Below are 17,981 nucleotides of genomic sequence, written 5' to 3'. Positions count from 1 at the left end.
GTTATGAGGCCGGGAAATAATATTAATCCTTACGATATCGCAAAACAAATATATGCATGTGGTAAATATTTCTATTTGCTCATCTGCCGCTTCGCTATACCATAGCGCGGGATTTTCAAATAATGATAAAAGTTCGACACACAGGAGTTGTTTATGAGTGATATGGCTTTTTGCCGCGGTTGCGGAAAGGAGATACATAAAGAAGCGGTGGCATGCCCGAGCTGCGGTGCGCCACAGAGCACCGCTGGCAAGAAAAGCCGCATCTCCGCTGCGCTGTTCGCCTTCTTCCTTGGCGGCTTCGGCGCGCACAAATTCTATTTAGGTAAACCGGGACAGGGCATTCTTTATCTGCTGTTCTTCTGGACCTGTATTCCGGCAATCATCTCCTTTATCGAATTTATTATTTACCTGTGTAATTCCGACGAAGAATTCGCGCGTAAATATGGCTGAGTATTAACCGCCAAATGATGCCAGACCCCGCTCAATGCGGGGTTTTTTATTTCTGGCGGCGTTTTTTGCCGTGTGAGCTATTTTGTGTAGCCCTGAACTTGACCTTCCCCTCGCGGGAAGGTTTAAGCTTATTGCGTGTTATCAAACGTCTCATCCCTGAGGAGAACGCGTATGTCTCAAACCATAGAGCTAAACCTGGATGGCCTCACCTGCGGCCATTGCGTTAAACGTGTAAAAGAGAGCCTGGAAAAGCGCCCCGACGTTGAGGCGGCCGATGTCACCATCGAGCATGCCCATGTAACGGGCAGCGCCAGCGCCGAAGCGCTTATCGCGACTGTCGAAGAGGCCGGATACGGCGCGAGCGTCAGCCACCCAAAGGCTAAACCGCTGGCAGAGTCATCACTCCCGTCGGAAGCACTGACAGCGGCCACTCCAGAGCTTCCGGCAGCACACGATCTTGATGACAGCCAGCAGCTGTTGATCAACGGCATGAGCTGCGCCAGCTGTGTCTCCCGGGTACAAAAAGCCTTACAGGCGGTTCCGGGCGTCACGCAGGCACGGGTAAACCTGGCGGAGCGTACTGCGCTGGTGATGGGCAGCGCGCCCGCCGCAGAATTGGTCAGCGCCGTTGAGCAGGCGGGCTACGGCGCGGAAGCGATTGAAGATGATATTAAGCGTCGCGAGCGCCAGCAGGAGACGGCGCTCGCTACCCTGAAGCGCTTTCGCTGGCAGGCGATTGTCGCCCTGCTGGTCGGCGTGCCGATCATGCTGTGGGGGATGATCGGCGACAATATGATGGTTACCGAGGTTAACCGCTCGCTGTGGCTCGGCATTGGCGTGCTCACGCTGGCAGTGATGGTGTTTGCCGGTGGGCACTTCTACACCAGCGCGTGGAAAAGCCTGCGTAACGGCACCGCGACGATGGACACGCTGGTTGCCCTTGGTACCGGCGCGGCCTGGCTCTACTCGATGAGCGTCAATATCTGGCCGCAGTGGTTTCCGATGGAAGCCCGTCACCTCTATTACGAAGCCAGTGCGATGATTATCGGTCTGATTAACCTCGGTCATATGCTGGAAGCGCGCGCTCGCCAGCGCTCGTCAAAAGCGCTGGAGCGGCTGCTCGATTTAACCCCGCCAACGGCGCGGGTGGTCACCCCTGAGGGCGAAAAAAACCTCCCGCTGGCCGAAGTGCAGCCGGGCATGACGCTGCGCCTGACCACCGGCGATCGCGTACCGGTGGATGGCGAGATCCGCGACGGCGAGGGGTGGTTTGATGAAGCAATGCTGACCGGCGAGCCGGTGCCGCAGCAAAAAGGTGCGGGCGAGACGATCCACGCTGGCACCGTGGTGCAGGATGGCAGCGTCCTGTTTATCGCCAGCGCCGTGGGCAGCCACACCACGCTGTCGCGCATTATCCGCATGGTGCGCCAGGCACAGAGCAGTAAACCGGAGATTGGCCAGCTTGCCGATCGTATTTCAGCGGTGTTCGTTCCGGTGGTTGTCGCCATCGCCCTGCTGAGCGGTGCCATCTGGTACCTCTTCGGCCCGGCCCCGCAGATTGTCTATACGCTGGTGATCGCTACCACGGTGCTGATTATCGCCTGCCCCTGCGCCCTTGGGCTGGCGACGCCGATGTCGATTATCTCCGGCGTCGGGCGTGCGGCGGAGTTTGGCGTGCTGGTGCGCGATGCCGATGCGCTGCAACGCGCCAGCACCCTCGATACGCTGGTGTTTGATAAAACCGGCACCCTGACGCGCGGCAAACCGGAAGTAGTGAGCATCACCGCGCTGGAGGGGGATGAAACGAGCGCCCTGCGCCTGGCAGCAGCGCTTGAGCAGGGCTCCAGCCACCCGCTGGCGCACGCGATTGTGGAAAAAGCCGCAAGTGATGCGCTGCCGGAAGTGAAGCAGTTCCGCACCCTGCGTGGGCTGGGGGTCAGCGGCGAGATTGACGGGCAGCGCGTGCTGCTCGGCAACCAGGCGCTGCTGGCGGAACAGCAGATCGATACGCGCGCGCTGGATGAGGAGATTGCCGCCCAGGCCAGCCGTGGCGCGACGCCAGTGCTGCTGGCAGTAGAGGGCAAAGCGCGGGCGCTGTTCGCCATTCGCGATCCGCTGCGTGACGACAGCGTGCAGGCACTACAACGCCTGCACCGCGCCGGTTACCGGCTGGTGATGCTGACCGGCGATAACCCGTCGACGGCAAATGCGATTGCCAAAGAGGCGGGCATCGATGAGGTGATTGCCGGCGTATTGCCGGATGGCAAAGCCGAGGCGATCAAACAGCTCCAGCAGCAGGGTCGCCAGGTGGCGATGATTGGTGATGGCATCAACGATGCTCCGGCGCTGGCGCAGGCCGATGTCGGTATTGCGATGGGCGGCGGCAGCGATGTGGCGATTGAAACAGCGGCGATCACGCTGATGCGCCATAGCCTGATGGGTGTGGCCGATGCGCTGGCAATTGCCAACGCCACACTGCGCAATATGAAGCAGAACCTGCTCGGCGCGTTTATCTATAACTCGCTTGGCATCCCGATTGCCGCCGGGATTCTCTGGCCGCTGACCGGCACACTGCTCAACCCGGTGGTAGCCGGAGCAGCAATGGCGCTCTCCTCAATTACCGTGGTGAGTAACGCCAACCGGCTGCTGCGCTTTACCCCGCGCGACTAAGCCCCCGCCCCGCCGCTACCTGTGGCGGGGTTTACACCCTCCCGCTTCGCGCGTTAGCATGCCTTTTTACTCTCAGGAAGCGCGTATGAGCCTGTTTCAACGATTGAAAGCTTTTCTTCTCGCGCTTCGTCAGCGCCGCTACCCCTGGCCTGCATTAGACGTTGAGTTGCCCGGTGACCGGCACCTTCACCTGGTCGGAAGCATTCATATGGGCACCCACGGCATGGCGCCGCTGCCCGCCGCGCTGCTGCAAAAGGTGCGCGAGGCCGATGCACTGATTGTCGAGGCGGATATCGCCGGTTCCGACTCGCCGTTTGCTAACCTTCCTGACGCCGACCCGCTCGACACCCGCCTCAGCCCGGCGCTGCTCGATTCGTTAGAGAGCACGCTGGAGAGCCTGTCGTTAAGCCGTGCGGCATTTGAGACGCGCCCGGCCTGGCACATCGCGCTGGTGCTACAGGCAACGCAGGCGCAGCGGCTCGGGCTGCGTTCCGACTACGGCATTGACTACCAGCTGCTACAAGCCGCACAGCGTTTTAACGTGGCGATCATGGAACTGGAGGGCACCACCAGCCAGCTCGATATTTTGCGCCAGCTGCCGGACGACGGTAGCGAACTGTTGCAGGACACCCTCACCCACTGGCATGAGAATGCGCGCCTGTTACAGGTGATGATGAGCTGGTGGCTGGAGAGCCCGCCGCGTGATGAAAACCTGAGTCTTCCCTCAACCTTCAGCCAGCCGCTGCACGATGTGCTGATGCATCAGCGTAACCGCGCATGGTGCGACTATCTGTTCCGCCTGCCGCCGGGGCGCTATGTGGTGGCCGCAGGCGCGCTGCATCTCTATGGCGACGGCAATCTTCCCTCACTGTTAGCGGAAAAAATGGCCCATTAGCGCAAGATGCTACTATTTTCCCGGGGGGAAGCAGGCGTATGCTTACGGCGTGAAAACGCTTGATAAGAAGGATTATTATGACGCCCGCCGTAAAGTTACTGGAAAAAAATGGCATCGCTTTTCAACTCCACAGCTACGATCACGACCCTAACGAGACCAACTTCGGCGATGAAGTGGTGCGTAAGCTGGGGCTGGATGCCGACAGGGTTTATAAAACGTTGCTGGTGGCGGTCAACGGCGATATGAAGCAGCTGGCCGTGGCGGTGACGCCGGTGGCCGGGATGCTCGATTTGAAAAAGGTCGCCAAAGCGCTGGGCGCGAAAAAAGTCGATATGGCAGATCCAATGGTGGCGCAGCGCACCACCGGCTATCTGGTGGGCGGCATCAGCCCGCTCGGGCAGAAAAAACGCCTGCCGACGCTGATCGATGCGCCCGCACAAACCTTCGACACTATCTATATCTCTGGCGGTAAGCGCGGGCTGGATATTGAACTGGCGGCGAGCGATCTGGCGAAACTGCTGGGTGCGCAATTTGCCGATATCGCCCGCCGTGAGTGAGGCGTTACTGCCAGCTCACTTCGCCTTTCGGTTCGTAAGCATTCACATCCAGCGGTGAGTTGTTCTGGATGAACTCTTTCAGCACTTCAGCGTCGATAAAGCCGGTGTTCACGTACCCGGCTTTATCATCCAGCCGCGGATAACCATCACCGCCGGTGGCGTTGAAGCTCAGGGTCGCCAGACGGTAGCTTTTCGCCTCATCCAGCGGTTCGCCTTTGATCTTCACGTCGCTCAGCTGGCCGCCTTTCGCTACAAAACTGACGTTGGCAAACTGCGGATAGGCGCCGGAATCGGGCTTCATCTGCGCTACTGCTGTCAGGTAATCCAGCAGCTCTTTACCCGTAAGATTGACGTAGGCGACGGTGTTACCAAACGGCTGCACTTTCAGCACATCTTTATAGGTGATATCGCCCGCTTCAATGCTGTCGCGAACGCCGCCGCCGCTCATCACCGCCAGATCCGCGCCGGTGCGCGCCATCTGCGCCGCAAGTAGTACCCGCGCCAGGTTGGTCTGCACAAAGCGCACTTTGCTGCGATCCCCCTCAAGGCGGCCCGTCGTACTACCAATCTTCACTCCCAACTGCGCTTTGCCTTTGTTCTGGAACGGCGTCAGCAGCGAGAGCATCTGCGCGTTTTCGGCAATTTCCGGCGTGTAGAGCACGCGTTCGCTTTTGCCGTTGTCGTAGGTCACTTTCTTCTTCAGGTTGACCGGGATGAGCTGGTAGCGCACCAGTTTCATCTCGCCGTTACGGAACTGGAAATCCGCGCGACCAACGTATTTACCCCACTCATGGGCCTGCACAATCCAGGTGCCGTTTTGCTGATCCGGTGCGCACGGTGTGCCGGGCACATAATCGGCCTGTTTTTTATTCTCCGAGGCCATGCAGACCGGATCCTGTGAGTGACCGCCCACAATCAGCGCCAGCGCCCCTTTCGGCAGGCTGCGCGCCATTTCGACGTCGCCCGGCGCGTTGGAACCATGCTCGCCGTTGTCGTAATGACCCATATGGGTGGTGGCGATAATGACATCCGGTTTTTCATTTTGATTCAGTTCATCAATGACCAGCTTCGCTTCGGCGGCCGGTTGGCGGAACTCGATATCAGTGAAGTACTCCGGGTTGCCGATTTTGGCCGTGTCGTCGGTGGTCAGGCCGATAACGGCAATTTTCAGCCCTTCGCGGTTGAAGATCATCCACGGTTTGAAGAGGCGCTGATTGGTGCTCTTCTGATAGATATTGGCGGAGAGGAAGGGGAACTTCGCCCACTTCTCCTGCTGGCGCAGGACGCTCATCGGGTTATCGAACTCGTGGTTGCCGACCGCCATTGCGTCATAACCAATAAGGTTCATGCCGCGGAAATCGGGCTCGGCATCCTGTAAATCGGACTCCGGTACGCCGGTATTGATGTCACCGCCTGAAAGCAGCAGCACGCTGCCGCCCTGCGCCGCCACCTCTTTGCGAATACCGTCCACCAGCGTCTTCTGCGCCGAGAGGCCATATTCGCCATACTCGCTGCGCCAGAAGTGACCGTGGTGGTCGTTCGTGTGCAGGATGGTGATGTTATAGGTTTTATCCTGCTCGTAAGCCTGCGCCGGCAGGCTTAATGCGCCCAGCGCCGCCAGCAGGCTCACCGTAATACTCTTCTTTAACACGCTCATGCTTCTCTCCCTGACCCCATTGGTGAAAGGAGAAAATACAGCGCTCGTCAATAATAGACAAATAAGTTCTGGTGACTATGACGGGCAGCGTTTATTGCGCGTCACTTTTTATTTCCCGCCTGCCGCTTCATTGTTCATAAAAGAGGCGCAACCGCAATCTTGCAGGCGCGTGAGCGCAACAAGCGTAACGATGCGCGGTTGCATTGCATGAGCAGGCAGAAAGCGCATCTTCCCCTGTTTGCACAGGATGATCACCATATTCGCTCACCATCACGCTGACTTCCCTGCCTTTCTGCTCGGGGAAAGCCCTGGTTTTCTCTGCCATTTATCCTTTAAAACGGCGTTAGCGCACTTAGTTATGTTATGGCAGAGCCGGTTGGCGATTTTTTTCATCCAAATTGCTGTTTTCTTCATAATTCAACAATTATTAACAAACGCGGCCGGCAAAATTGTCATAAACTGTAACTCAGCTATCGGTCGACGACCGTGGGATCCACGCATCAACGAAAGGAGACGGAATGCATCACGCCACACCGCTTATTACCACCATTGTCGGCGGGCTTGTGCTCGCTTTTATCCTCGGCATGATTGCCAACAAACTGCGCATTTCCCCTCTGGTGGGTTACTTATTAGCGGGCGTGTTATCGGGGCCGTTTACGCCAGGTTTTGTGGCGGACACCAAACTGGCACCTGAACTCGCAGAGCTGGGCGTGATACTGCTGATGTTCGGCGTCGGCCTGCACTTCTCCCTGAAGGATTTGATGGCGGTAAAGGCCATCGCCATTCCCGGCGCGATCGCACAGATAGCCGTGGCGACGCTGCTGGGTATGGCGCTCTCTGCCGGGCTTGGCTGGTCGCTGATGACCGGCATCGTCTTTGGTCTCTGTCTCTCGACCGCCAGTACCGTGGTGCTGCTGCGCGCCCTTGAGGAGCGACAACTGGTGGATAGCCAGCGCGGGCAGATAGCTATCGGCTGGCTGATCGTTGAAGACCTGGTGATGGTGTTAACGCTGGTGCTGCTGCCCGCAGTAGCAGGCATGATGGAGAAAGGCGATGTTGGCCTTGCCTCGCTGGCGGTGGATATGGGTATCACCATCGGTAAAGTGGTGGCCTTTATCGCCATTATGATGCTGGTTGGCCGCCGCCTGGTGCCGTGGATCATGGCGCGCAGCGCCGCAACCGGCTCCCGCGAGCTGTTTACCCTTTCGGTGCTGGCGCTGGCGCTCGGCATCGCCTTCGGCGCGGTTGAGCTGTTTGATGTCTCCTTCGCCCTCGGTGCCTTCTTCGCCGGCATGGTGCTTAATGAGTCCGAGCTGAGCCACCGTGCGGCCCACGACACGCTGCCGCTGCGCGATGCCTTTGCGGTGCTCTTCTTCGTCTCCGTCGGCATGCTGTTCGATCCGATGATCCTTGTCGATCAGCCGCTGGCGGTGCTGGCAACGCTGGCAATTATTGTCTTTGGTAAATCGGCGGCGGCTTTTCTGCTGGTGCGCATGTTTGGCCACTCGCCGCGTACCGCATTAACCATCGCCGCCAGCCTCGCGCAGATTGGTGAGTTCGCCTTTATTCTTGCAGGGCTGGGGATGGCGCTGGATCTGCTACCGCAGGAGGGGCAAAACCTGGTGCTGGCAGGGGCGATCCTGTCGATTATGCTCAACCCAATCCTCTTTACGATCCTCGAGAAGTATCTCGATAAGACCGAGACGCTAGAGGAGCAGACGCTGGAAGAGGCGACGGAAGATGAGAAGCAGATCCCGGTTGATATCTGCAACCATGCGCTGCTGGTCGGCTTTGGCCGCGTCGGCAGCCTGCTCGGCGAGAAGCTGATTGCCCAGGGCATTCCGCTGGTGGTGATTGAAACCTCCCGCACGCGGGTGGATGAGCTGCGCGAGCGCGGTGTCCGCGCGGTGCTGGGCAACGCGGCGAATGAAGAGATTATGAATCTGGCGCATCTGGATTGCGCCCGCTGGCTGCTGTTGACCATTCCGAACGGCTATGAAGCGGGTGAGATTGTCGCCACCGCGCGCGAGAAGTGCCCGAACATCGAGATTATCGCCCGCGCCCATTATGACGATGAGGTGGATTACATCAGCGAACGCGGTGCAAACCAGGTGGTGATGGGTGAGCGCGAGATCGCCAACACGATGTTGAATATTTTGGCGAATACGCCAGCGGGAAATGAAGCCGCGGAAACCGCGTAGGCCGGATAAGCGGTTGCGCGCCATCAGGCAATGGGTGCGGCACCCTTGCCGGATGGCGGCTTCGCCTTATCCGGCCTACCAAAACGAGCCTACAGCCACACCGATATTGCTTTTACCAGCGGTCTCGCAGCGAGGGGGTTGTGTCCCCGCTGAAATCGGCGAACCGAAGCGTGAATGACAAGGTCTGGACGCCATGGATGGCGGACAGAGGCGAACCGAGACAGGATGTCGAGTCGAGCCGGCCGCAGTCAGGCACGCGGGAGGTGAGCGCAGTGCGCAGCACCGATTTCCTCGCGGGGCCGCGGGGATTGACAAGGGGGGAGCGGTCCCCCCCTTGTCCCGTTCACCGCATAAGAGGTCAATGAAACCCCACCACGTATGGTGAACGGAACCCTTCCACCGAGGCAACATGCCGCACCCATTGCCGGATGGCGCTAGCGCTTATCCGGCCTACGCCGTTTCAGCGGGCTCCGTTTTTGTAGGCCGGATAAGGCGAAGCCGCCATCCGGCAATCGGTGCCGCGGTGATAATGCCGGATGGCGCGTAACCGCTTATCCGGCCTACGCCGTTTCAGCAGATTCGTTACTGGCCTTATCCTTACCGCTCCCAGTACGCCTCTTCGAGGCTATCTTCCCGCTCCGGCAGGCCGCGGGTTAAGCGCGGGGAGTGCTGGTTCAGCACCTGGTAACTGACGCGGTTCGCGTATTTGCATACCTGCGCCAGCGACGAGTAGGTCAGCCAGCTGAAGTTATGCTTACTGGAGTTTGGCACGTTGTTACGGTGATAGTTATTAGCGGTAATATCATGCAGCAGCGCCGCCAGCGCGCCATCGCCTGCGCCGTTAGTGTTCATGATCTTCTCCGGCCCGCCCATATAGGGGGCGATATGGGAGTAGATGCGCAGCGGATGCTCGCAATCCTTATGGCGGATCGCACGGCTAAACTCATACTGGTTAAATTCGGCAATCGCGCCCGGCAGCAGCGGGTGCTGGGTTTTGCGCTTCGCCTCATCTTCGGTAAAGCCCGCCATATATAAGCCGACCGGCCCGGCGGTGCAGAGCACCAGATCGACCCAGTCCAGCGCTTTATCCGCCGCCATCAGCGGATCGCTCTCACCGGTCAGGGCGTGCCCCTCCTCTTCATTCATCGCCAGAATCGAGACGTTCTCTTTAAGGAAGTCGCGCCACCACGGCACATTGTCGGCGATAACGTATTTGGTACCCAGCGTCAGCACCACCGGCACATTGTGCTTTTTGGCATAGGCCACCGCCTGCATGGTCGCCTCCGGCATCGGCTCGCCGGGCTTACAGCGCACTAAATAGGAGGAGAGCACCAGCGCGGAGGCACCAGCAATCACCTCTTCAGGAATACTTTCCGGGCGCAGCTGGTTCATATGACCGGGGCTGATGGCGAAGGTGCGCTCACCGCTGTCGCTGACCAGCGTAAAGCAGCGGCCAATTGCCCCCTCAACGCCCTGCAGGTAGTTAAGATCGGTACGGCTGGAGGTGTTGCAGAGGTAACGGTAAGCGTAACCGCCGATTTGCACGTTGTCACACATCACGCCCAGCAGCACCGAGCGGTCATCGGCCAACACCGAGTAGTTGTGCAGGGTGTTGCCAATGGTGCCGCCGGCAAACTGGTGGGTAATCAGGTTATTGCTCACCAGCTCCTGATAGAGCGCTTCGGCGACATCATCGGCGATCACCAGCGAATGGCCCGCACTGAGGCCGAAACGTGCGATAAACGCATCATCCACTTTCGCTTCGATATCCACCAGCGTCTGGTCGATGCCGACCACCCAGCTGGTGCCGGTTTCGCTCTCAGGCTGGATTTGCTGCAATAAGGGGTCGCGGGCGTTGACGGGGAAATAGTGTTTGGACTTACGTTTACCGGGAAATTTCATCTTTGTGCTACGTGCAATACATTCGGGCCGTGCATGGTATCACACTCGGCCCGCGCAGCGATCAGCGATATTTGGCCGTTAAGTTGACCATCATCTCAATATGTTCCGGTGAATCATTCAACGCAGGAATGTATTCATACTTTTCACCCCCGGCTTCGAGGAAGAACTCGCGGTTCTGCACAGCGATCTCCTCCAGCGTCTCCAGGCAGTCGGCGGCAAAGCCCGGTGACATCACCTGAATATGCTTCACGCCCTTCTCACCGAGCATTTTCAGCGTCTCATCGGTGTAAGGCGTCAGCCACGGCTCGCGGCCAAAGCGCGACTGGAAGGTCATCATCACCTTTTCCGGCGGCAGGTCGAGAGCGGAAACCAGCTCACGGGTGGTATCGCGGCAGCGCTGCGGGTAGTCATCCCCCTGCGAGGCGTAACGCTGTGGAATACCGTGGTAGGAGAGCAGGAGCAGATCCGGTTCGCCATGCTGCGCAAATGAGGCGCGCACGCTGTTCGCTAACGCCGCGATGTAGTCTGCGTTATCAGCGTAGTCGCGAATAAAGGAGATGCCGGGGATAAAACGTTTTTTGCCGAGAATACGCGCCAGCTCATCCCAGACGGCGGCAACCGTCGAGCAGGAGTATTGCGGGTAGAGCGTGAGCACAACGATATGTTCCACACCCTGCGCCATCAGCGCCTCGACGGCGCTCTCCAGCGACGGTGAACCGTAGCTCATGCCGAGCGCAACAGGCACATCCGGCAAGCGAGCGGCTAACGCCTTTTCCTGCCTGCGGCTGTAGACCATTAATGGTGAGCCCTCTTCCATCCAGACGGATTTATAGAGTTTCGCCACGCGGGGAGAACGAATAGGCAGGATCACGCCGCGTAACAGCGGCCACCACAGCAAGCGGGGCGTATCGACCACGCGTCTGTCGCTTAAGAACTGCCGCAGATACCGTTTAACGGCCTGGGGGGTGGGTGCATCGGGGGTGCCGAGATTGGCCAACAAAATGCCCGTTTTTGCCTGACTCATTCGCGCCTCTTAACCATTTAACTGGTTGATTATTGTAGCCGAAAAGCGGGTAAACGGAACCAATTGCTGTGATTGATAGTTTCCCCCGACACATAGCCGGGGGAAATGGAAATTACCCGAGGATTTTTTCCAGTTCAGCGCGTACGTCGCTAACCGCTTTGGTGCCGTCAACTTTAACGTACTGGGTGTTACCCGCTTCCGCTTCTTTCTGATAGTAACCAATCAGCGGAGCCGTCAGCTGATGGTATTCGACCAGGCGCTTACGCACGGTCTCTTCCTGATCGTCTTTACGGGTGGTCAGCTCGTCGCCGGTCACATCATCTTTCCCTTCCTCTTTCGGCGGGTTGTATTTGATGTGGTAAACGCGGCCAGAGGCGGCGTGAACGCGACGACCGACGATGCGATCGACAATCAGCTCGTCCGGTACGGCGAATTCCAGCACGAAATCGACGTTGATGCCGGCTTCTTTCATCGCATCCGCCTGCGGAATGGTGCGCGGGAAACCGTCCAGCAGGAAGCCGTTGCGGCAATCTTCCTGGGCGATACGCTCTTTCACCAGCGCAATAACCAGTTCGTCGGTGACCAGCTTGCCGGCGTCCATGATATCTTTCGCCTGTTTACCCAGCTCGCTGCCGGATTTTACTGCGGCACGCAGCATGTCACCCGTAGAGATTTGCGGAATACCGTATTTCTCCATGATGAACTGCGCCTGAGTTCCTTTACCTGCGCCCGGAGCGCCCAGCAGAATAATACGCATTGCGAAAATCCCCTCAAATGTTGGTTCAATTTTTCAAAAGCGCTAAAAGATACCATCAAGAGGAGGCAGGCTCAAGAAAGGCGCGGACGCTGAAACGGTAATGCTACCTTTTTCTTAAACGGCAAAAGCGGGAATAAAAAAGGGAGGCGCGGTGGCCTCCCTGGTGCAGCTTACGAAACCAGCAGCTGGTTCATACGGCGAATAAACTGGTTTGGATCTTCCAGCGTACCGCGTTCGGCGAACAGCGCCTGGTCCAGCAGCAGCTCAACCCACTGGTTAAACTGCCCTTCGTCCTGGGTATCCGCCGCGCGTTTCACCAGCGCGTGATCCGGGTTCAGTTCGAAGATGTATTTCACTTCCGGTGCGCTCTGGCCAGCCGCGGCAAACAGCTTCGCCATCTGCGTGCTCATCTCATCAGCATCGGTCACCACAACGGCCGGAGTATCGGTCAGACGGTGAGTCAGACGCACCTCTTTCACGCGCTCACCAAGCAGGGTTTTCACGCGCTCAACAAACGGCTCCAGCGCTTTTTCCGCTTCTTTGGTGGACTCATCCACTTCGTCAGCCAGCTTGTCCAGCGAGGCATCGGCTTTCGCTACAGACTGGAACGGCTTACCGTCGAACTCGGTCAGGTAGCTCATCATCCACTCATCAATGCGGTCGGAAAGCAGCAGCACTTCGATGCCTTTCTTACGCAGCAGCTCAAGGTGCGGGCTGCTCTTCGCCGCGGCGTAGCTGTCGGCGGTGATGAAGTAGATCTTCTCCTGACCCTCTTTCATGCGCGAGACGTACTCTTCCAGCGACACGGTCTGTGCGGAGGAGTCGTTGTGCGTGGAGGCGAAACGCAGCAGTTTGGCGATGGTTTCCAGGTTGCCGCTGTCTTCGCCGGTCCCCTCTTTCAGCACCAGGCCGAACTGCTGCCAGAAGGTCTGGTATTTTTCCGCGTCATCCTTCGCCAGTTTTTCCAGCATCTGCAGCACGCGTTTGGTCAGCGCAGTGCGCAGGCTGCGGGTAACGCTGCTGTCCTGCAGAATTTCACGGGAGACGTTGAGCGGCAGATCGTTGGAGTCGACCAGCCCGCGCACGAAACGCAGGTAGTTCGGCATAAACTGCTCAGCTTCATCCATGATAAAGACGCGCTGAACGTAGAGTTTCAGGCCGTGCTTGTGATCGCGGTTCCACATATCCCACGGTGCCTGCGACGGGATATAGAGCAGGCTGGTGTACTCCTGCTTCCCTTCAACGCGGTTATGGCTCCAGATCAGCGGATCGCTGTAATCATGGGAGATATGTTTGTAGAACTCGTTGTACTCGTCATCTTTGATTTCAGACTTGTTACGCGTCCACAGCGCCTGTGCCTTGTTGATCTTCTCCCAGGTGACAACGGTTTCGCCGTCTTTCTCTTCCTGTTTTTCGATCTCAACCGGCAGCGCGATATGGTCGGAGTATTTGCTGATGATGGAGCGTACGCGCCAGTCGTTGAGGAAATCATCTTCCCCTTCGCGCAGATGCAGGGTGATCTCGGTACCGCGATCGGCTTTGGTGATATCAGCAACGGTGTATTCGCCCGCGCCTTCCGATTCCCAGAAGACACCGTTTTCCGCGCTTTCGCCCGCCGCGCGGGTGCGCACGGTCACTTTGTCGGCAACGATAAATGCCGAGTAGAAACCAACGCCAAACTGGCCAATCAGCTGGCTATCTTTCGCCTGATCGGAACCCATCGATTCGAGGAAGGCTTTGGTGCCGGATTTGGCAATCGTCCCCAGATGGTCGATCACTTCATCGCGGTTCATACCGATACCGTTATCGGCGATGGTCAGGGTACGTTTCTCTTTGTCGAAGGAGACGCGCACGCGCAGGTCGCCGTCGCCTTCATAGAGATCGGGTTTAGAGAGCGCGCGGAAACGCAGTTTATCCGCCGCATCCGAGGCGTTGGAGATAAGCTCACGCAGGAAGATTTCTTTGTTGGAATAAAGAGAGTGAATCATCAAATGCAGAAGCTGTTTTACTTCTGACTGGAAGCCACGTGTTTCTTGTCCTTTCATTGGGAAAACCTCAACAATGCCATTTACAAGGTGGAAAAAGCGTTGAGGGAGAAGTGGGGATAACGGCGGGGAATTTCAAGCGGAGGCAAAAATTTCTGCCCCCGTCTGGTTAAAAACGAATCTTGTGACGCCCGGCGAGAGAGTGGGAAAGCGTGGTGCCATCCACCATCTCCAGCTCGCCGCCCACCGGCACGCCGTGGGCGATACGGCTGGCTTCCACGCCATATTGCCCGCACAACTCGGCAATATAGTTAGCGGTCGCCTCCCCTTCCACCGTCGGGTTGGTGGCGAGGATCACCTCCTGAATCTTTTCGGACTCAAGGCGCTGCTCCAGCCGGTCGAGACCGATATCATCCGGCCCGATACCGTCCAGCGGCGACAGGTGCCCCATCAGCACAAAGTAGCGACCGGAAAACTGACCGGTTTGCTCAATGGCGTAGATGTCCGCCGGGCTTTCCACCACGCAGATTTGACCGTTTTCCTGACGTCGCGGGTTGGTGCAGATGTTACACACCTCCTGCTCGGTAAAGGTGCGGCAATCCGCGCAGTGACCAATCTCCGACATCGCCCGGGTAAGCGCCTGCGCGAGGCGCATGCCGCCGCTGCGATCCCGCTGCAGCAGCGTAAATGCCATGCGCTGCGCCGACTTCGGGCCAACACCCGGCAGGCAGCGCAACGCTTCCATAAGCTGCGTTAACAGCGGACTGGTCTGCATCAGAACGGCATCTTAAAGCCTGGCGGCAGGGACATACCGGAAGAGACAGAGGCCATCTTATCTTTCTGCGTCTCTTCAATGCGGCGTGCAGCATCGTTGAATGCAGCGGCGACCAGATCTTCCAGCATCTCTTTGTCGTCTTCGAGCAGGCTCGGATCGATCTCCACGCGACGGCAGTTATGCGCGCCGTTGATGGTCACTTTCACCAGACCCGCGCCTGATTCGCCGGTCACTTCCAGCTGCGCGATCTCTTCCTGCACTTTCTGCATCTTTTCTTGCATCTGCTGGGCCTGTTTCATCAGGTTACCCAGACCGCCTTTTCCAAACATAGGCTTCTCTCTTTAGCTGTGGTGACTCACCAGGGTGATAAGTCACATTCAGGGTTGAAAACGGGAAGTATCGCTCTTCCTGTCAAAGGGGGCGGATACTCTCTTCATCCAGATCCGCATCGAAAAAGCGCTGCAGGGTCTGGATATTGCTATCCGCAATAATCGACTCGCGCGCCTGCGCGAGCTTCTCTTCATAGATGGCCTGACGCCACTCCAGCGGCGTACGCACCGCCGGATTATCATCTTCAATAATAGTCAGTTCAACCGTCGAACCGTGCAATTCGCTAAGCGCCTCGCCGAGCGTCTTCACCGCGCCGGGCGAATGGAGATGGCGCTGGGCGCTGCGAAGGTGCAGACAGATGCGCGCGCCATCCTGCTCTTTCCAGGCATTCAGCGCCACCTGCTCGACCAGTTTAGGCAATTTCAGCAGACTCACCTCTTTTGCCCACGCGTCGCGCTCGATCGCCTCTTCTGCCAGCTTCTTCGCCAGCTCCGGCGTTTTCTCGTGCTCAAGCGCCTTTTTCAGCGCTTTTGGCGTGGCGATGACCTCTTTTACCGTCTCAACGACGGTGGTCGCTTTCCAGCGATAGGCCTCTTTTTTCACCGGCTTGTTGTCGGCCGTTGCCGCCGCCGGGCGGGACTGTACGCGCTCGGTGACAGAGGCGAGCCTCTCCAGCGCGGCGTTACTCACCGGCCGCGCGCGGGTTGCGGCTGCCGGTTCACTCTTTTTTGCTTTGTCTGCTCCCTGCGCCTGCTGCAGCTGTCTGCGCGCCGCCAGCACCTGGCTGGTAGAGGGCGGCAGCGAAACATCTTGCTGGGGCGCGGACTGCGCCTGCGGTGCAGGAGCGACCTGCTGCGGCGACATCACCGCCGTCGGCGCGACCGGCGCAAACGAGGCCTGCTGCACCTCTGGCGCAGGCAACGGCGCGCGCGGATGGAACGCCAGCGCGCGCAGTAGGGTCATCTCAACGCCCATCCGTCTGTCGGGCGCGAAGGGTAACTCTTTGCGGCCAATCAGCAGCGTCTGGTAGTAGAGCTGAATATCGGCAGGCGGTACGGTGCGCGCGAGTTCACGCAGACGGTGCTCCACCGACGCCATATCGCTGCCGAGTGCCGCCGGGGTGAGCTGAACCATGGCGATGCGGTGCAGCAGGCTCTGCATCTCCAGCAGCAGCGCGTCCCACTCGACGCCACGCGAGGCGGCATCATGAACCAGCGCCATTGCCCGCTCGCCGTTGGCAGCAATCACCGCTTCCACCAGGGAGAGCGCCTGATCGTCATTCAGCGTGCCGAGCATGGCGCTGACTACCGCAGCGGAAAGCTGGCCGTTGCCGCTGGCGATCGCCTGATCGGTCAGGCTCAGGGCATCACGCAGGCTGCCGTCGGCGGCGCGCGCCAGCAGTTGCAGCGCGCGCGGCTCAGATTCGATCTTCTCGTCAGCGAGAATATGTTCAAGCTGGGTGCGGATCTGATCGACATCCAGCGCTTTAAGATGGAACTGCAGGCAGCGGGACAGGATCGTCACCGGCAGTTTTTGCGGATCGGTGGTCGCCAGCAGGAATTTAACGTGCGCGGGCGGCTCTTCAAGGGTTTTCAACAACGCGTTGAAGCTGTGACGCGAGAGCATGTGCACTTCGTCAATCAGATAGACTTTGAAGCGGCCACGCGCCGGCGCGTACTGGACGTTGTCCAGCAGATCGCGGGTATCTTCCACTTTGGTACGCGACGCGGCGTCGATCTCAATCAGATCGACAAAGCGGCCCTGCTCGATTTCACGGCAGTTATCGCAGACACCGCACGGTGTCGCCGTAATGCCGGTTTCGCAGTTAAGCCCCTTCGCCAGCAAACGGGCAATAGAGGTTTTTCCGACGCCGCGGGTGCCGGAGAACAGATACGCATGATGAATGCGTCCTGATGTTAAGCCGTTCGCCAGTGCGGTCAGCACATGCTCCTGGCCGACGACGTCAGCAAAAGTTTGCGGTCGCCATTTTCGGGCTAAGACCTGATAACTCATTGGCAGGCTCTGAAACGCTGGAAGGTGGATTCACGAGGGGTAATGCTAACACAGCATCGGCTGAGAATGCACTTCATCCCTCAGGTGTGAGGGATGAAGGTACGCGGGATCAATGCCCCGGGAACGAGACCAGGCTGTAGCTAGTAACACCCTGTTTTTTCAGGCGCTCTTCGCCGCCCAGGTCGAACAGATTAATAATGAACGCCGCGTCGGTAACCTCGCCACCCAGACGGCGGATCAGTTTCACCGTCGCTTCGATGGTACCGCCGGTTGCCAGCAGATCGTCGACCACCAGTACGGTGTCGCCAGCCTGGATCGCATCAACATGGATCTCTAACTGATCGGTGCCATACTCCAGCTCATAACTCTCGCTGATAGTTTCACGTGGCAATTTACGCGGCTTACGTACCGGCACAAAGCCAACGCCGAGGCCTAACGCCACCGGCGCGCCGAACAGGAAGCCACGCGCTTCGGTACCAACAACTTTAGTGATCCCGGCGTTTTTGTAACGCTCAACCAGCAGTTCAATGCTGAGGGCGTACGCCTTCGGGTCTTCCAGCAAACTGGTGACATCACGGAACAGGATGCCCGGCTTCGGGTAATCCTGAATGCTTTTGATGCTGTTTTTGAGAAATTCAAGCTGCTGCGCAGTCGCTGTCATGGATATTTGCCTGATAGAAACGGTATTACTCACGGGACGTATGATAACGGCTCAATTGGCCCCTGGTTAAGCTTTAACCAGTCGACCCCGTGCTCGAAAACGCT

At 58.3% G+C, this 17,981-nt stretch carries 14 protein-coding genes and 1 other annotated feature; of the genes, 5 read left to right on the top strand and 9 right to left on the bottom strand.

Annotated features, from left to right (window positions below; all coding sequences use genetic code 11):
* Positions 1–153 precede the first annotated feature (153 nt).
* From SOM48_RS16210 to ybaK, 4 genes are all read left to right on the top strand, one after another.
* Positions 154–450: a TM2 domain-containing protein gene (locus tag SOM48_RS16210; RefSeq protein WP_023479055.1), complete on the top strand. Its 297-nt coding sequence runs from the start codon at positions 154–156 to the stop codon at positions 448–450.
* A gap of 171 nt (positions 451–621) precedes the next feature.
* Complete coding sequence (copA, locus tag SOM48_RS16205; protein WP_313162608.1) at positions 622–3,120, top strand: copper-exporting P-type ATPase CopA; 2,499 nt, start codon at positions 622–624, stop codon at positions 3,118–3,120.
* A gap of 85 nt (positions 3,121–3,205) precedes the next feature.
* A complete protein-coding gene (locus SOM48_RS16200; RefSeq protein WP_312201114.1) occupies positions 3,206–4,015 on the top strand; it encodes a TraB/GumN family protein in 810 nt (269 codons plus the stop codon).
* A gap of 77 nt (positions 4,016–4,092) precedes the next feature.
* A complete protein-coding gene (gene ybaK / locus SOM48_RS16195; protein ID WP_023479038.1) occupies positions 4,093–4,572 on the top strand; it encodes a Cys-tRNA(Pro)/Cys-tRNA(Cys) deacylase YbaK in 480 nt (159 codons plus the stop codon).
* Positions 4,573–4,576: 4 nt separating this feature from the next.
* Here the strand turns inward: ybaK and ushA are convergent, their stop codons facing one another.
* Complete coding sequence (gene ushA, locus SOM48_RS16190) at positions 4,577–6,229, bottom strand: bifunctional UDP-sugar hydrolase/5'-nucleotidase UshA (protein ID WP_320512314.1); 1,653 nt, start codon at positions 6,227–6,229, stop codon at positions 4,577–4,579.
* A 518-nt stretch (positions 6,230–6,747) separates the two neighbouring features.
* Between ushA and ybaL the strand changes: the two genes are divergently transcribed.
* A complete protein-coding gene (gene ybaL / locus SOM48_RS16185) occupies positions 6,748–8,430 on the top strand; it encodes a YbaL family putative K(+) efflux transporter (protein ID WP_054804529.1) in 1,683 nt (560 codons plus the stop codon).
* A 597-nt stretch (positions 8,431–9,027) separates the two neighbouring features.
* On the opposite strand, the gene SOM48_RS16180 is transcribed toward ybaL, so the two are convergent.
* The 8 genes from SOM48_RS16180 to apt form a co-directional block, all read right to left on the bottom strand.
* The gene (locus SOM48_RS16180; protein ID WP_023478263.1) at positions 9,028–10,332 is read right to left on the bottom strand and encodes an inosine/guanosine kinase; all 1,305 of its coding nucleotides are present in this window, start codon (positions 10,330–10,332) and stop codon (positions 9,028–9,030) included.
* Between the two features lie 61 nt (positions 10,333–10,393).
* Positions 10,394–11,356: a ferrochelatase gene (hemH, locus tag SOM48_RS16175; protein ID WP_023478268.1), complete on the bottom strand. Its 963-nt coding sequence runs from the start codon at positions 11,354–11,356 to the stop codon at positions 10,394–10,396.
* Between the two features lie 112 nt (positions 11,357–11,468).
* The gene (gene adk, locus SOM48_RS16170) at positions 11,469–12,113 is read right to left on the bottom strand and encodes an adenylate kinase (RefSeq protein WP_023478294.1); all 645 of its coding nucleotides are present in this window, start codon (positions 12,111–12,113) and stop codon (positions 11,469–11,471) included.
* Between the two features lie 170 nt (positions 12,114–12,283).
* Positions 12,284–14,158, bottom strand: a complete 1,875-nt coding sequence (gene htpG, locus SOM48_RS16165; protein ID WP_094419554.1) for a molecular chaperone HtpG — start codon at positions 14,156–14,158, stop codon at positions 12,284–12,286.
* 109 nt (positions 14,159–14,267) lie between these two features.
* Positions 14,268–14,873 (bottom strand): recombination mediator RecR, encoded by a 606-nt coding sequence (gene recR / locus SOM48_RS16160; RefSeq protein WP_023478251.1) that lies wholly within the window; start codon positions 14,871–14,873, stop codon positions 14,268–14,270.
* On the bottom strand, positions 14,873–15,202 hold the full coding sequence (locus SOM48_RS16155; protein WP_313354614.1) for a YbaB/EbfC family nucleoid-associated protein: 330 nt from the start codon (positions 15,200–15,202) through the stop codon (positions 14,873–14,875). Before SOM48_RS16155 ends, recR begins: the two co-directional genes overlap by 1 nt.
* Before the next feature lie 82 nt (positions 15,203–15,284).
* Complete coding sequence (dnaX, locus tag SOM48_RS16150) at positions 15,285–17,216, bottom strand: DNA polymerase III subunit gamma/tau (protein ID WP_076769500.1); 1,932 nt, start codon at positions 17,214–17,216, stop codon at positions 15,285–15,287.
* Positions 15,888–15,952: a sequence feature (DnaX frameshifting element), on the bottom strand. It overlaps the preceding gene by 65 nt.
* 109 nt (positions 17,217–17,325) lie before the next feature.
* Positions 17,326–17,877 (bottom strand): adenine phosphoribosyltransferase, encoded by a 552-nt coding sequence (gene apt, locus SOM48_RS16145; protein WP_023478292.1) that lies wholly within the window; start codon positions 17,875–17,877, stop codon positions 17,326–17,328.
* Positions 17,878–17,981 lie beyond the last annotated feature (104 nt).

The organism is Kosakonia sp. CFBP8986, from assembly GCF_034044935.1.
Lineage (GTDB): Bacteria > Pseudomonadota > Gammaproteobacteria > Enterobacterales > Enterobacteriaceae > Kosakonia > Kosakonia cowanii.
Note: the sequence above shows the minus strand (reverse complement) of the source record. Positions and strands in the feature narration are given on the sequence as shown.

Coding starts and splice junctions, on each gene's coding strand:
- ybaL (WP_054804529.1), top strand. CDS start 6,748: ATGCATCACGCCACACCGCTTATTACCACCATTGTCGGCGGGCTTGTG.
- SOM48_RS16180 (WP_023478263.1), bottom strand. CDS start 10,332: ATGAAATTTCCCGGTAAACGTAAGTCCAAACACTATTTCCCCGTCAAC.
- hemH (WP_023478268.1), bottom strand. CDS start 11,356: ATGAGTCAGGCAAAAACGGGCATTTTGTTGGCCAATCTCGGCACCCCC.
- copA (WP_313162608.1), top strand. CDS start 622: ATGTCTCAAACCATAGAGCTAAACCTGGATGGCCTCACCTGCGGCCAT.
- adk (WP_023478294.1), bottom strand. CDS start 12,113: ATGCGTATTATTCTGCTGGGCGCTCCGGGCGCAGGTAAAGGAACTCAG.
- ybaK (WP_023479038.1), top strand. CDS start 4,093: ATGACGCCCGCCGTAAAGTTACTGGAAAAAAATGGCATCGCTTTTCAA.
- recR (WP_023478251.1), bottom strand. CDS start 14,873: ATGCAGACCAGTCCGCTGTTAACGCAGCTTATGGAAGCGTTGCGCTGC.
- ushA (WP_320512314.1), bottom strand. CDS start 6,229: ATGAGCGTGTTAAAGAAGAGTATTACGGTGAGCCTGCTGGCGGCGCTG.
- htpG (WP_094419554.1), bottom strand. CDS start 14,158: ATGAAAGGACAAGAAACACGTGGCTTCCAGTCAGAAGTAAAACAGCTT.
- SOM48_RS16200 (WP_312201114.1), top strand. CDS start 3,206: ATGAGCCTGTTTCAACGATTGAAAGCTTTTCTTCTCGCGCTTCGTCAG.
- apt (WP_023478292.1), bottom strand. CDS start 17,877: ATGACAGCGACTGCGCAGCAGCTTGAATTTCTCAAAAACAGCATCAAA.
- SOM48_RS16155 (WP_313354614.1), bottom strand. CDS start 15,202: ATGTTTGGAAAAGGCGGTCTGGGTAACCTGATGAAACAGGCCCAGCAG.
- dnaX (WP_076769500.1), bottom strand. CDS start 17,216: ATGAGTTATCAGGTCTTAGCCCGAAAATGGCGACCGCAAACTTTTGCT.
- SOM48_RS16210 (WP_023479055.1), top strand. CDS start 154: ATGAGTGATATGGCTTTTTGCCGCGGTTGCGGAAAGGAGATACATAAA.